Source organism: bacterium (genome assembly GCA_021108215.1).
Classification (GTDB): Bacteria; Oederibacteriota; JAAXVQ01; order JAAXVQ01; family JAUVAV01; genus JAIORK01.
This window is the reverse complement of sequence record JAIORK010000067.1, coordinates 1-16,736: the sequence shown is the minus strand read 5'-3', so window position 1 is coordinate 16,736 and position 16,736 is coordinate 1. Positions and strand designations below refer to the sequence as shown.

7 protein-coding genes are annotated in these 16,736 nt (G+C 48.4%); all 7 read right to left on the bottom strand.

Features of this window, described 5'->3' with window-relative positions; translation table 11 throughout:
* A partial coding sequence (locus K8S19_13860; GenBank protein ID MCD4814762.1) for a hypothetical protein occupies positions 1–385 on the bottom strand: 385 nt, incomplete at its 3' end.
* Positions 386–417: 32 nt separating this feature from the next.
* Positions 418–5,970 carry a hypothetical protein gene (locus K8S19_13855; GenBank protein ID MCD4814761.1) on the bottom strand — a complete coding sequence of 1,851 codons (5,553 nt, stop codon included), beginning with the start codon at positions 5,968–5,970 and terminating at the stop codon, positions 418–420.
* Between the two features lie 45 nt (positions 5,971–6,015).
* A complete protein-coding gene (locus K8S19_13850; GenBank protein ID MCD4814760.1) occupies positions 6,016–7,665 on the bottom strand; it encodes a PorV/PorQ family protein in 1,650 nt (549 codons plus the stop codon).
* Between the two features lie 309 nt (positions 7,666–7,974).
* Positions 7,975–12,552, bottom strand: coding sequence for a hypothetical protein (locus K8S19_13845; protein MCD4814759.1), 4,578 nt, complete (start codon positions 12,550–12,552; stop codon positions 7,975–7,977).
* 124 nt (positions 12,553–12,676) lie between these two features.
* On the bottom strand, positions 12,677–13,237 hold the full coding sequence (locus K8S19_13840) for a HAMP domain-containing protein (protein ID MCD4814758.1): 561 nt from the start codon (positions 13,235–13,237) through the stop codon (positions 12,677–12,679).
* A gap of 320 nt (positions 13,238–13,557) precedes the next feature.
* Positions 13,558–14,841, bottom strand: coding sequence for a PorV/PorQ family protein (locus K8S19_13835; protein MCD4814757.1), 1,284 nt, complete (start codon positions 14,839–14,841; stop codon positions 13,558–13,560).
* A complete protein-coding gene (locus K8S19_13830; GenBank protein MCD4814756.1) occupies positions 14,838–16,526 on the bottom strand; it encodes a T9SS type A sorting domain-containing protein in 1,689 nt (562 codons plus the stop codon). The genes K8S19_13835 and K8S19_13830 overlap by 4 nt, the downstream gene beginning before the upstream one ends.
* Between the last annotated feature and the right edge of the window lie 210 nt (positions 16,527–16,736).

Sequence of the window (16,736 nt, the reverse complement as noted above, 5' to 3'; positions counted from 1 at the left end):
CGACAATGTACCATTCGGAATTACCGCCCCAGGCAATCGCGCGAATATTATTCCCTGCAAACCCTGGCAAGTCCGGAGAAAGGTTGGTTGCTGAAGTCCCGTTGTAATGGTTCAGCTTGGCACCGTCTCCGCCGATCAGAAAGGTGCTTCCGTTGCCGGCCACTGCGTTAATCTGACCGCCCCAGTTCGCAATACCGGCCGGTTGGGAAAACTGATAGGAAGATTGCAACTGAACCTGTTCTGCTGATGTATTCCAGTCAGCAGTTGTATTTCCAGGATCACAGTAATCATTGGTTGAAAAACTTTCATTATAAGTGGCAGCATGGGAAAAAGTTGTAATTGCCCAAAAAAAGAGCAAGATAATAATATAGCGTGATTTATTCATAATCATCATACCTTTAAATAAGTTTTTAGTTACTATTCCCTTATAAGAAAAATCTTACCTATCCTTTTCTCCCGATCAAAAAAATCAACCACATACAAGTAAACACCAGACACAACCTCAGCACCCGCTTGGTTCCGGCCATCCCAGGTTCCCCGGTCCTGATTGGCAATCAGGTTCCTGACCAACTCTCCGGAAACTGTAAATATCCGAATTTTCGAATCGATGGGAAGATTCTCAAATTTCAATTGTCCGCCTACGGCCTTGGCAGGATTAAAAGGATTGGGATAAACCCAAATTTCCCCTCCAGTCACTTGAAGTGTCGGCGTCATCGTCGGCGTCACAGTCACCGTTGCTGCCAATGGCACCAAGGTCGGTGTTGCTGAAACAGCCGGTGTCACGGTCATGGTCATTGTTACCGTCCCGGTTTGCGTCACGGTCATACTCGGTGTCGGCGTACTTGTCAATGTTAATGTAAGCGTGATTGTTTCAGTCAATGTCGATGTCCCGGTCAGCGTGACTGTCACGGTCATACTCTCCGTAGCAGTCAGGGTTACTGTTGCCGTAGGTGTAACCGTCGGTGTGATAGTATTGGTCATTGTCGGAGTCCCGGTCAATGTAATACTAGGCGTTGCGGTCAGTGTCGGTGATGCGGTATAGGTGGTTGTGACTGTGTAAGTTTCCGTGATAGTACTCGTCGGTGTCTGTGTATAGACCGGCGAGTGAGTAGATGTCGGGGTAATCGTCGACGTCTGCGTAATCGTCGGTGTATGTGTATAGGTCGATGTGCTGGTATAGGTCGGGGTCGCGGTCGATGAAGGTGTGCTGGTGATGGTTTCTGTAATTGTAGGTGAACAGGTAGATGTCGGGGTCTCTGTCGGAGTTACCGTCGGTGTATGTGTTTCAGTCACTGTTGATGTTTGGGTATAGGTCGGTGTCTGCGTCAAAGTCTGTGTGGTGGTCCCGGTCAATGTAGGTGTCACGGTCGACGTCACTGTATTCGTAAAAGTTGGCGAGTGAGTCCGGGTCAGTGTAATCGTCGCGGTCGGCGTGAATACCACCTCAAGCGTATTGACCGTATTGGAGTAGGCGGTGAATTGCGTGGGACCGGAATGGTAAATTACATGGGCCACATTACTCCAACCTGTCGCAGGTGCCGGGTCCTGGAGAGAATACGTCACTGTCACCGAACCGTTGTCCCCCACATCCAGATTCCCCAAATCCCAGCTCACAACACCACCGCCGGGAACACCACCGCCGGTTGAGGAAACATAGGTGGCATTGGCCGGATAAGGATCCGTCAGCGTAACATTATAAGCAATACCGGATACATTCTGATAGGTAACCGTATAGGTTATATTGCCGCCGACCTCCGCTTCTCCAGGTCCGCTCTTGGTCAAATACATTTCAGGGACCGCTTCCGAAGCTGCCGGGGACTCATACAAACTGTTATAAAAATAGCGCATCATAGGCGCGCGTGAATTACTGGTATAGGGCAGCGTTGTGCTGGATGTGTGTCCAATCAAATAGGAAGCCTTGCCGGCGCCGGTATTCCCTTTATAATGTCCGTTCATAAACAAATAAGGATAATTCCCCGGATTCACATTATCGACGACAATGACCGAGGATTCACCGCCATAAAATTCACTCCCTGCAGCCAAACCAAACGCCGCCTGGGAAGAAGATGGCAAATAGGTCCAGTCGCCGGTCGCCTGACCTGCCGGCGCATCAGGCAGTACATTCAAATAATCGGCTGCCGTACTCCCTGGATTGGTGCTGGTATCAATAATCCCATTGGTGGTGAGCCAATGTCCATACCCGCCATAGATCCAGTCCGCTTGGGCGGTGGGGGTGGTGGAAATAATATCATTTTCAAACGCTGCCACAGCAATACACTGTGCATAAACATGCGCACTTCCATTCTTTATATAAGTATCCAGCTCCGCAACCGTTTCCGCCGCATTGGCTGTGGCCACGGCATTATTCCTGCCTTCCCAGTAGCCGATCCCGCCGCCGCCGCCATACCGACCCACCGGGTACGCACTCCAATGCATGCTGATCAGCATGCTGTACTTAGGCAATCCACCGGCGGTCAAAAACAATTGGCCGTCCTGATGATTACTGGTCGTGCCGGCCATCTCACTTTCAGTGAGCACATCCGGCGAGGAACTGGGCCAGTTGTTGCCATTGGAATCCGCAATCCCGGCAGCGCTTAAATAATCCCGCGCCGCAGTCCAGGTATCACGACTGTCCGAATTGTCATACAGCGCGATTAAAGGTGCCGCGCGAAGTTTACGGAAAACCGGAGCTGTAAAAGCCTGACCGCTGTCCGTATACTGATGCACATTGACAATCCTGGTCTGCCCTTCATTCCAAGCAGTAATAATCGCAACCGCTACTGTAGAATTCGAATAATCAATAACGAACGGACCGCCGTTGTAATTGATATTGGCATATATTGCTCCCGAACGAATATCCTTGGTAGAAGTACAGGTAAAATCCGTAGCCTCATAGACTTTATAGGATCTGATTGCCCAATGCACCGGGATCCCCTGGCTGAGCAATTCGTAGACCAGACCATACGCCCTCCACATACCGTAATTCTGATTGGTCCTGCTTTGATCGGAAGCAGTATCCATAGGAATAATCAGGGAGCCGTCATAAAATGTAAAGTTAGGATTGGGCGTCGCGGTCGGGCTGGCAGTCCAGGTTTGTGTCACTGTAATGGTCGGTGTGACCGTCGGACTGTAATAGGGGGTTTCCGACGGAGTCACGGTAATCGTTGCCGTGTGGGTGATGGTAAAAGTTTCTGTGACAGTATAGGTCAAAGTAATCGTTTCAGAAATCGTCGGGGTCGCGGTCGGCGTCACGGTCAGCGTTGGTGTGGGCGTCAATGTAATTGTCGGTGTCGCTGTATAAGTCCGGGTCACCGTGTCGGTAACTGTAAATGTTTCTGTAATTGTATACGTGGGTGTAACGGTCGGGCTAAAAATAACATTCGTAGGTGTCGGAGAAATCGTAGGTGAATCCGTAAATGTCGGTGTCACTGTCGCAGTGGGTGTGGCGGTAAATGTCGGTGTCGCGGTCGGGGTCACGGTAAAAGTCGGCGTCGCAGTGAGGGTCGGGGTCGCGGTCGGGGTCACGGTAAAAGTCGGCGTATTGCTCGGCGTGACAGTATAAGTCGGCGTATCCGTCATAGTCGCTGTTGGTGTCACAGTTGGTGTCGCAGTCGGTGTAGCAGTCATCGTCACGGTCGGTGTCGGTGGAATCTCATATTGCAAATTAATCTGATATATCCTCGGCGAGACACTCGTATTACCGGATGTCAACTCCGCTTTCCATTTCAAGCGGAGTCCTTCAAATCCGCTGTCAAAAATGGTTGCCACACCAGGTGTTGCCTGGATCCAATAGCTGTGCGGATCCGCCAGCTGGCCATTGACTGTCAGCCAATAATTAACCTCCGTGCCGGAAGGCGTGTCATCCGTTGCGGTTAAAGTCACGGAATAAAAATTTGTAGTTGACTGCGCGACGTTTTCAGACTGGGCCCAACGCGGTTGTTCATAGACCGGCCCATAAGCATTCATGGCGGCCGATGTTCCCACAATAAAATATGTGTCTTGTCCAAACCATATATCATTAATCGTCTCAGTCCCAAAATTGATCAACGATGTCGAATGGTCATCAACCGTATTGGGGAGATATAGGAATGCCAACTTGGCATTTTGACCGCCGATCAAAAGAGAGTTGTGGGTTGCGCTCCAGTAAACCACATTGACATTGTTGGTGCCGAAAATTGTGCTGACATCTGTATTTGAATAATTTGCGAAAAGACTTGCCAGCTCCAAGTAACTCGCCACATGGCCGTTATCGCCGCCCAACCAAAAATAGGTTCCATCCGTATGAATGGAATTAACACTATAATAACCGCCCCAAGTACTATTAAGACTGCTGCGCAGATCTACAAATGCCGAACCATTATAACGATTAAGACAACCGTTGGCCCCGCCAATCAGCCAGTACCCGCCGGTATATTCGATTGCCTGAACCGACTCTCCTGACCCGGAAGGTGCGAAGCCGGTTAATGAACTCGATAGATTGGTGAAACTCGACCCATTATAGCTGCTCAGATGAGCAACACCCCCGCCAATCAACCACGCACTGCCATTCCAGCGCACAGCATTGACACTGTATCCGCTGCCCCACCCCAAGCTTGCTGTCAAATCCGTTGTGGACGTGCCATTGAACCGGTTCAACTTTCCATCATCACCGCCGATCAGCCAATACCCATCCGTACTGTTGTATTCGACGCACCGAACACTGTCCATGCTGGTAAATCCCGTAAGCGTATTGCTCATATCTGCAAACGTACCGCCGCTCATCCGGTTGGCATGTTTATTGGCACCCGTAAAAATCCAATAATTATTATCTGTGTCGTAACCGGCTGAATAAATATCATCAATCCCAAAATTTACCAAATGGCTGGAGCGATCATTAAACGTTGTCGATGAAATTGTACCGGTATGATTGTTCAAACGCGCTTCTGCTCCGCCCAACAACCACTCTGTCGAATCACTGTCCACCGCATACACCGGCACCCCTTCACCCATATTCACCAGACTGCTTGAGCGGTCATAATAGGTGGAAAAATCAGTTGACATGGAATAGCACTCACTGTCCCCATTGGTATCATTCCCAACGATCATCCAGTAACTGCCATTGTAGGCAATTCCAAAAATATTATTAAATGTCGAAACCTTGGCGGACTGATCCGTAAAGGTTGCTCCGTCATAACTGAGCAGGCGGCCGCCCGAACCGCCGATCAGCCAACGGCTGTTATCACTATCCCAGCCGATGGCATAAACACTTTCCACGCCAAATCCCAATGTTGTATACGTTCCCGCCTGATACCGGAGCAAATAACCATTGCTTCCACCCAGGAGCCAATAACTGCCGTTGTAAGCCACTGCGTAACCATTGGTGGATGTTCCCCAAAAACCGGCACCCCCGGAAACATCCGTTCCCGAGGTCCCGTTGAAACGATTGATCCTTCCATTCTTTCCCATGATGACCCAAAAATTTTCAGTTCCACCGCCATACGCTGTTGCCTGAATATCCGCATTGGGCCAATTGGACAGTGTTGAGGAATAATTTGTAAAAACCGATCCATCATATTTGTTCAACTTTTGAGAACCGCCGCCAACCATCCAGTACCCATCACCGTAACCAATGGTATTGATATTGTTGCCTTCAAAACCGCTCATGGAAGCACTCAGGCTTGAATAGGCTGCACCATTATAGCGATTGATCTTCCCGCCATTGCCGCCAATCAGCCAATAGCTTCCATTGTTGTGAATCGTATTCACCTGACCGCCCCAGTTCAAAACGCCACTGGGTTCGGAAAAAGTATAATAGGAATGGAGACGAACCTCACCGGAACCTGAAGTGTCCCAAAAAGCCGTGGTCTCAGCCACATCTTCATATGTATTGGATGTAAAATTTTCAGTAAACATCGCAGAATGTGCAAACCCGCCAACACAGAGAAACGTGATGCATAGATAAAAACCAATACCCACCCTCTTTTTTTCCATAGCAATCACCCTCTCTTACACATCACCCTATCTCCAACCCCGCGATTACTTTGTGCTTTGTGCTTTCTCCTTCACCTCAAAAGAAATCCATGACCGTTTTGGTTTCTGCGCCGGATCGCCGCTTTTAATTAAAAATCTTTCCGGATCAATCCGAAACGTCATTTTGATATAACGCGCAACCGTCTTGGCACGTTCCGCTGCCAAAACAGTATTCGATCCGGCATAACCCACTACCACGATATTACCGGTTTTATTTTTTTCAATAATTTTCCCCAAAGTATCCAAACTCTTTTTTGTCTTAGAAATTAATTGTGATTTACCCTTGTCAAACCTGACCGGCGAAAGCAGACCGGCATTCACCCTTTTCAAAAACATACGCAAATCACGCTCCAGTTTTTTCAGCGCCGCTTCAGTTTCATCAACTTTTTCAACCGGCTGAGCTGCTGTGGATGCTTCAACTTCCGGGGCTGCAGCAACAGCCATTGCGGTGGACACTTCTTTTACGGGCTCGGGTTCGGGTTCCGGTTTGGGCTCCGGTTTCTTGATTTCCGCAGATTTAAGAAGTGTTTTGGGTAACACTTCCGGGGCAGGTTGAATAATCTCCTTTTTTATGCCGGGTGCCGCTTTTACAATGTTGCTGGAAGGCAAAAATGCCAGGGTGAGGGATGCCCGGTGGGTGGTCCCCAGATCACCGTAAGGTACAAAAGCATAGTCAACTTGATATTTAATCAGCCCGGCTATAATGGCAAAACCCGCTCCCGCAGTCAAACCGGCCAAAGAATCGAGATCTTGAATCTCATTACCGATCTTATACCCAACCCGGGCGGCGAATTCCGTATTCGGGCTAATATTGGCGTATTCAGCACCAATAGAAACTTTAATATCATTATCAATCGGAACCAATGCATCCAGCGCGACGGTTCCCCGGCCGGCGGACGATAACAAATCCTGCATAACATAACCGACACCTGCTCTGAAATTAATCGGCATCAATTCATCACTGGTCATCCCAAGGTTCTGAGCAACCAGTCCCATGCGCCAGCCTTTATCCCGAACCAAAGATTTACCCTCTACCGGTGTGCTGATGCCGGATGCAGTTGCCGGTTGGCGCGGCGTCATTTCTTCCGTCTGGCGCCAAATAGCGCCCAGATCAATCGCACCGCCGAAGACACTCGCCTCATCAATGGATTCACTTACTATTTTCACACTGGCACCAATCAGTATGTTACCCAAAAACGGTTCCTTGATCGGCATAAGCCGAGACAACTTTTGCGAATACGCCCCGACAAAAGCGACGCTCATAGCAGAAGCATCTCCATCAATACCACCGTAGTTGCCATTTTCATCTTCAATGGTTTTTGCGATCGTTCCCGCATGCATATAGGTGATGCCACCGGCAATGGTTCCCAAAGGCCCCAATGGCATCCCGTATGCCAAATACTCAGTTCCAATATCCTGAACCCAAAAACTATGAATGAAACTTGCAGCCGGCGATTTAATTTGCGCCAGACCGGCCGGGTTCCAGTAAAGCGTATCCAAACCATCGCCTAATGCAATGTAAGTCTCGCCCATGGCAATGGGTCGTACACCTTGTCCGGCTTTTAAAAAGTTTGCATTAGTTGTTCCAGGACCATCAGAAAATGAAGTGTTTGAAAAAATTAGAAAAAAAAACAAAACGAAGATGATTCTTTTCATAGAAATCTCACCTTCCCCCATGAGCGTACTGAAATAAAAAAGTCAATTATTTGTCAAATTTGTAAGTACCTTTTCAAGTAATATTCTAATCAAGTATTATAAATGTGTCAATTAAAATAAACAGTTCTCGTATTTTCCTTATAAATAAAGACTATTATTTTCCACCCAAATAACCGGTATCAAAAATAACAATCAATTTGTCTTAATTTAAAAACTTTTTTTGTAAGAATTTCGTCAATGATTACGAACTTTAGAGAGGATAAAACCAAGATAGGTTCCAACGAAATAACACCCTTCCATTTACCAAGATCAATCAACCACGATAATTTTTCCCATATGCTTCTCGCCATTTTCGCGTTCAATCACCCAAATATAAACACCACTGGCAATCCTGGAACCGCTGCTGTTTCTGCCGTCCCAATCATATCTTCCCGTAACACCGGAAACCTCATACACTTTTTCAGCCGAAACCGTGTAGATTCTCAAAACATCCGATCCTAACAAACCCATAAACTTCAACGTTCCGCCAAAAGCCCGCGAAGGCCGGTAAGGATTCGGATAAACAACAATCTCTCCAATGGGAGTTGCAGTCGAAGTGGGTGTAGATGTCAATGTCGGCGTTGCAGTATGGGTATTGAGAACCCAAGTCGGTGTTGCGGTGAGAGTCGGTGTCAAGGTCCGGGTTGCGGTATAAACCAGTGTTTGAGTTGATGTCAATGTCGGCGTAGCTGTCCCGGTCGATGTTAATGTCGGCGTAGGAGTTGGCGTCAACGTCACCGTCCCACTCGCGGATGCAGTCGCTGTCACTGTCAAGGTGGGTGTCCCCGTAGGCGTGACCGTTTGCGTAACTGTCATCGTCATGGTCGCGGTTGGCGTAGATGTCGGTGTCACGGTAGATGTCAAGGTCACGGTCGGGGTCGCGGTATAGGTTGGCGTGTCTGTCGGTGTTGCCGTATAGGTCGGGGTATCTGTCAGTGTCATGGTCGCTGTCACGGTTGGTGTCACCGTATAGGTCAATGTCACGGTTGGTGTCGCCGTATAGGTCGGGGTATGAGTCGGGGTCGCCGTATAGGTCGCGGTATCTGTCTGCGTCGCTGTCGGTGTTACGGTATACGTTGGCGTATCTGTCGGGGTCACAGTATACGTCGGAGACTCTGTAGGCGTCGCCGTGTACGTGGGTGTATCCGTCGGTGTCACCGTATACGTCGGCGTACTCGTCGGGGTTGAAGTCGGGGTCACGGTATAGGTTGGCGTATCCGTCGGGGTCACGGTATAGGTTGGGGTATCCGTCGGTGTCACCGTATAAGTCGGGGTATCTGTCGGCGTGGCCGTATACGTCGCAGTTGCTGTCGGGGTCGCCGTATTGGTAAACGTGAATGTCGGGGTTGCGGTCGGAGTCACGGTATACGTCGGGGTCGACGTTGGCGTCACGGTATACGTCGGGGTATCTGTCGGCGTCGCGGTATACGTCGGCGTATTCGTCGGGGTCGCAGTATAGGTAAACGTATATGTCGGGGTTGCGGTTGGCGTGGTTGTGAATGTCGGGGTCGCGGTCGGGGTCACGGTATAGGTTGGCGTATCTGTCGGCGTCACGGTATACGTCGGGGTGTTCGTCGGCGTCGCGGTATAGGTAAACGTATATGTCGGGGTCGACGTCGGGGTCACAGTATACGTCGGAGTCGCTGTCTGGGTCACGGTAAATGTCGGGGTCGATGTCGGCGTCGCGGTATAGGTCGGCGTACTGGTTGGTGTGGCAGTATACGTTGAAGTATATGTTGAAGTCGCCGTCCGGGTTGCGGTATAGGTCGGAGTTGCGGTCGGCGTCACGGTAAATGTCGGGGTTGATGTCGGCGTCGCGGTATAGGTCGGCGTACTGGTTGGTGTGGCAGTATACGTTGAAGTGTATGTTGCGGTCGCTGTCCGGGTTGCAGTATACGTCGGGGTCCCGGTCGGGGTCGCAGTATACGTCGGGGTCCCGGTCGGGGTCGCAGTATACGTCGGGGTATTGGTTGGCGTTGCGGTATAGGTCGACGTACTGCTTGGTGTGGCAGTATAGGTCGAGGTATACGTCGGGGTCGCTGTTGGCGTTGCGGTATACGTCGGAGTCCCGGTCGGGGTCGCCGTAAATGTCGGCGTTGCCGTCGGAGTCACCGTTGCTGTTGGCGAATCAGTCGGCGTCACTGAATACGTCGGTGTATAGGTAAATGTACTCGTCCAGGCCGGTGTATGCGTCGGGGTAATGGTGGATGTCCGGGTGGCAGTCGGCGAAGCTGTAAATGTCGGCGTCGTGGTCGGCGAGGCGGTGAACGTCGGTGTCACCGTCGAGGTGGCTGACGGCGTCGCGGTATAGGTTGGCGTCGCAGTCGGCGTCGCGGTCGGGGTTACGGTATAGGTTGGCGTACTAGTCGGCGTGGCGGTAAACGTCGGCGTCCCTGTTGGCGTGGCTGTCGGGGTTGCCGTATACGTTGGCGTACCCGTCTGGGTTATGGTGGATGTCGGCGAAACTGTATATGTCGGCGTTGGTGTATAAGACGGTGTCGCTGTAGGTGTATGCGTTGCTGTGGGCGTCGCTGTCGAAGTGGGTGTCGCAGTCGGGGTCGGTTCAACATAATCAATCTGTAGAGAATTCAACCAGGGAGAAACTTCAATGTCAGTAGAAGACAAATCAGCGCGCCAGCGCAAATCCTGTCCGGTATTCGTAAATACCCAACTCGCACCCGAGGTAACCGGCCCTTCCCAATTGGTTCCATCCGCAGTTAAATAATAATTTATCGTCTGGCTAAAAAGAGTCTCATCAACCGTCAAGGTTGCTTCCATAAACCAACTGGTCGATGAGACCACCGTCGTGGACTGTGCACGTCCCGGGGAGACGTACTGAGGACCATATTTATTCACGCGGGCATCATTGCCGCCCAGCAGCCAAAAATCCCCTCCCCAACCCAGACAGTTGATGGTGGAACTGCCGAACTTTACCAAGCTGGATGATTCATCCGTCACGGTCCCGTTATAACGATTCAATTTGGCGGCAGTCCCGCCGATAAACCAGTAAGATTCATCAGTGCTGTAACCGATGGTACGTACGTCAGATGTGGAAAAATTAGAAAGTGTGACAGTAAAAAACGACCAAATCGCAGGTATCAAACGCTTGCAGGTCGCATTGGATCCGCCCACCAAAAACTCACTCCCATTTGAATCAATCGCAAAAACATCCTCCGAGCCCCAACTGGATGCCAGATTACTGAATGTTGTACGGTTATAGCGGTTGATGGAGCCGGACGTCCCGCCAATAATATACCATCCGCCGGAATAACAAATAGCGCGAATATTCCCGGTAAAACTCGACATAGAACTTGAAAGATCCGAAGAAAACGAGGCACCATTGTAAGTCTTCAAGCTCGGCCCTGCGCCGCCAATCAGCCATTCGCTGTTGGTGCTGTTCCATTCGACGGCATACACCGCATTGGAACCAAAACCAAGATTCGTGGATAAATCCGTACCCGATGTCCCGTTATAGCGTGAAAATTTTCCGCCGGTTCCTCCGATAAGCCAATAAGTTCCATTGTATCCAACGGAAAGCACATCATCCGTTGCAGCAAAACCAGCCAGATGACTCGAAATATCCGTAAAGGATGTTCCATTATAGCTATTGAGCGCTTTGTCCGCGCCACCCACCAGCCAGTACCCATTGGTACTGTTATAAGCACAAGCCATAATGTCCTTGGTCCCAAAATCCGCCAGACGGTTGGAGCGGTCATTAAATGTTGTGGAAGACGCCCCACCGGTATGATCATTGACCTTGGCCTGGGCACCGCCCATCAGCCAGGTCGTTCCATTTCCCGTGATGGAATAAAACGGCAGGCTGGCCCCCATATTTTCCAGACTGCTGGAAAGATCTCGAAAAATACTACCATCCCAGGAATAACATTCCGTATTCCCGCCCGTATCATTCCCGACCAGCATCCAATAATTTCCATCGTGATGGAGTGAATAGATATTGTTAAACGTTGAAACCGATGCTGAGCGGTCGGTAAATGTTGAACCGTTGTAACTTGCCAGTTTACCGCCCGAACCGCCGATCAGCCAGACACTATTGGTGCTGTCCCAGTCAATCGCATAGACATTGTTGCTTCCGAAGTTACCCTGCCCGGCACCCGAACCATCCAAAAGAAAAGAAAGATCCGTAAACGTGCCTCCCGAATAGCGGGACAGCCGACCTTGGCTGCCGCCGATCAACCAATAAGTCCCATTAAAGGCAAGCGAGTAAACCGTATATGTATTTCCAAAAAAACCAGCTGTGCTTTCTAAATTTGTAAATGTGGTGCCGTCATACTTGGTAAGCTTTCCCACGCCGCTCGCACCGCCGCCAAAAAGCCAGAAATTTTCCGTGCCGCTTCCATCGGCTATTGTCAAAATATTGTTGGAACCCCAGCCGGTCAGGCTATTGGAAAGATCCGTAAAAGTACTGCCATTATAAGCATTAATTTTTGCGCTGTTGCCGACAATGTACCATTCGGAATTACCGCCCCAGGCAATCGCGCGAATATTATTCCCAACAAACCCGGACATATCCGGAGAAAGGTTGGTTGCTGAAGTCCCGTTGTAACGGTTGAGCTTGGCACCGTCTCCGCCGATCAGAAAGATGGTTCCATTTCCGGCCACTGCGTTGATCTGACCGCCCCAATTGGCAATCCCGGTCGGTTGTGAAAAAACATAGCTCGAAGCAAGCTGGACCCTTTCAGCATCCGTATTCCAATCAGCCGTTGTCACGCCATCCCGGTATGTGGTTGTCTGAAAATTTTCAGTAAAAGTAGCGGCATGCACGATTGGCGGGATTGAAACAAGAAAGAACACCCCTAAAAAAATAAAATTAAATACACGTCGCTTCATATTCTTATCCCTTTAATCAAAAAAAATAATGAATGGTCCCTTTTAAAATACTCGGTATATTCCTAAAAAACTAAACACAATATTTCCCTTATACTAAACTACCGACCAAAAAAATTTTAATTTGTTACACAGTAAAATGCTGCGTAATTTTTCCGGATGCATCACGGATAAACGCAATCTCTTCCGTCACCTTGTCTTTTTCAGCCTTACTCAACTTAGAGCAATTCGTTTCAATCACTTGAAGCGCTTCAGCAACATCAGAGAGTCGCTGCCGGTCCTCCCGAACCACCGATCGAATACGTTCGGTCATATCATTAAACGAGGCTTCCAGTTCCTTCATCTCATCGCCTTTGCGAAGGTTCACCATTATTTTCACATTGCCGTTGGCAACCTCGCGCGTACACATAACGAACCTGAAAAGGGGCCCCGCAATTTTATGCGATAAATAAACACCCGCAGTTATATTACAGAGCGTAAGGAAAATGATGATCGCCAAAACAACCCTATAAATAAAGTAAATATTGGCCCCCGGCACATCCGGCTTTGGCTGCGAAAAAACATACATCACTGCCAAACCTACAATAATCATTTCAATAAACATCGTAAAAATTAATACCAGAGAGTATTTGAACTGCAGATCCATATTAATATAAATCTGTTTTCGTTTAAACGTCTGTTGCGCCACTGTGCTCTCCCCTCGATTTCACAAATTACGTGTTTAATGTGTGCGCATACTGTTGCGCACAGAAAAACGATTTAATTTCAAGCGTATTTTTAAAATCCCCACTATTATTTTTGATACTAGCAAGATACAAATACTGCGTCAAGTAAAACCCGACTTATTTTTGTAATATTTCAGTTAATGCATTGATAAAAATCCATGAACTTACCCGGCACCAGGCAAGTCCGCCGGGCAAGCTGCCCATCGTATTCGCGCTAGCACGATATAACGTGTGGTCCCTGAGCGGAGTTTACTGACCATCATTTTTTCATATACAAATTTTATTATTCCAATAAATCAACCGGCGACACACCCAAAGGAAGAATGCTCTGCATGGTGATAAATGTATCCGGCGATGTCCGCTTCTCACCGGAAGCATCTTCAATTGTAATACTCACCTTATATTTCCCATCAGGCATGGGGTTCATATTATCCTGCAGTCCATCCCAGACAATATGGTCCGGCGGCGATCCTTCGCCGGAATATTTCTTCACCAAAGCCCCGGCTTCATTGATGATTTCCAACGTCCAAATCCGAATCTGAAACTTTGTCTGAGATTGAATTTTAATCACAGAGACTTTATTAATCCCAACCGGTGAGAATACATCGGGTTCGCCGTGGACTTCCAGAACAAATCCACCAAAAACATACGACAGCGATACTTTATGCATATTTTCCAAAGTCTCACTCATCTGAAAACCGATCGCATAGTCAAGCTGAAAACCCATATACGCATATCCCAAGCCGGCACTGATTTCCGTATCATCAATCCCCCCGCGGAAAGCCAAATCCTGAAGATTGATAATCGGTTTGACTTCCAAACCAAACCGGGGCTTTAATCCGTCCTGCTCCATGTTTTTGGAAATATCCAAATCCAATTTGAGCATATCCCTGAAAAATTTGGCCCCAATTCCAAAAATCATATTCATTGGATACGCTTCCGCTTCTTCCACCAATGTGATGGCAGGTGCCAGAAGATTCTGAAAATTCAACCCCAGGTTCATCCAAGGCAATGGCCGGTACATAACACCCACATCAATGCCAAAACCGGTCCCGCTTTTATTTGCCAGATTTTGGTTAATAATTTTAAAGGTGCCGCCTGCGGAAATCCGAGCGTTAATATCATAGCCAAAGCCGAGTAAAACTCCAATTTCACGATTGGTAAATCCATCTGTCAGCTCATTATACGTGTTTCTGCCTTCAGCCTCACCTTGATCCAGCATCACCACTCCAACACCCAGGGTTCCGATGTAAGGTAAAATATGGCCGTAACCAAGATAATGATAGGCATTGCCGTCAATTAAGTTTACATATTGATAGATGGCCTGATTACGTTTCATGGAGGTCAATCCGCCGGGATTCCAATAGAGTGCTGTGGCATCATCGGCAATCCCGACAAAAGCCCGGCCCATACCAATCGCCCGGGCACCGGCACCATACGCTAAAAAAGCGCCTGCCTGACCGGCATCACCGCTTTCCGCCGCTTGCGTACAAACAGGATTCCCGACCACACTGCCCGCTATAATTGCTGTCGCGACGAGTCCTGCGATAAAATACTTCCTGCTCATTTCAACACCCCCACCCGTCGTTCAAACTCCTGCGTACCGCTATTACCCTTTGCTTTTACTTTTATCAAATAAATCCCATTGGCAACCATCCGTCCCTCGCCATTGCGCCCATCCCAGTTGAAATTAGCGCCGCCGGGTATCGTGGCGCCAACAAAATCACCTGTGCCCTGGCCTTTTTTTATATCCTGGGAAAAAACCATCCTGCCAAAAGCGTCAAAAACTCTGATCTCAACATCCGATTCCTCATTCAAAAAATAGTTGAGTGAGGTCTTTCCCTGATTGGGATTCAGCGGATTGGGATAATTAATCATCTTGTCGCCCGAGGGCGGGGCCACCGAAACAACAATAGCCACATCCGCCTCAATTGCATTTACTTTGCAGCGCACCACCGCAGTCTCATTGATGATGCCGCCGGTAAACGTTGTCCGGGCAATACCATCGACCCCGGTCTGATCCGTGGCCGGACTGACAAACGCATCATCCGAACCAACCGTCTTGGTAAATTGTACCGGCACACCGCTCACCACATTTTGATACGCATCCATCACCGTGACAGAGATGGTCGCCGTATGCCCGGCTTCGATCGACACCGGCGAAACTTCAACCGAAATCTGCGTCGGTGCCCCTGCCATCACATTAATCAACGGGGATGAAGCAATCTCAATTGTTTTTCCATCAGTCGGTGTAATTCTTACCGGATCAAATTTAAAATATTCTGCTGTCGTATACGTAAACATACTTTGTTTGTATCCACTGGAATCGATTGTCATATTCGTGGGAGTCAGCGTACCGTGCCCTGCGGAATTGTCCGGCAATAGCGGATCAAGCCTGAAATAATATCCACTCGCGCCGGGAGAAGGTTCTTTGGCTGTAATCGAACTCGAAGCAGTCAATGTCATAGAAAACGGCACTCCAGCATAGATACTAGTCGGCACATCCACCCACATATAAAATGTATCTGGAATATCAATTTTTACAGTTCCACTCCCATTAAGACTAAATGTAGGTGTAAGCGTCGTATTAAAACTATACTGGCCATCCCCAGTAGGATTTGGAATCCATAAATAACCAGCAATTCCATTGCTTGATGATTTCGTTTCCGACCAATTCGGTTCAGAAAACCAATCATTTACGGTAACCGTGATTGCCATTGGAATAGTATTATTTAAATCATCTACTGCTACAATTGAAATTGCACACGGAATACCTGCTGTTACTGTCGGAAGCACAGGACTATAACCATCTCCAGAAGTACCTGGCAATTGAATCTGCATTACATCCGGCGATTGATGCAGAAGCATCAGATAGTGGTGCATACTCTTGGGATTAATATGAGCATGTCCTGCCCAGCTTGTAATCGCCGGTACAACCGAGTCTGTTACCGTAAATTCAATATCACCCGCAACTTCCACCACAAAATCAACGTTATTAATTATCCCGCTAACAAAGTCAATACTACTCGGCGTAACATTCACTGAACCGTAAGTAGGATGAGATGCAGTTACAATCCCAGTGCCATTGTAACCCGTATCAGTCCCCCCACCAGTACGTGCATAAACATCTACTGTAAAAACACTTCCGGCCGTCTCTGTATTACTCACGGCGTCAAACAGATAATTATCCGCTGCATACGAAGAAGCAGAAATTAATATCATCCCAAAGATAAAAAACATTATTTTTTTCAAGACAATCACCTCAATCAATGATTATTTAACAAAATTAGTTATAATATAATTATTGAAAAATAACAAGAATAAAGAAATGCAACAGATTTATTCTGTAGGGGCGATTCATAAATCTCCCCTACAGGACAAGCGCGGACAAGTTACCGCATCTCTATTTACTAACGTGACTAATGTCACCAAGTCCTTCCGTGGCTTTTTGAGCAGCGTATC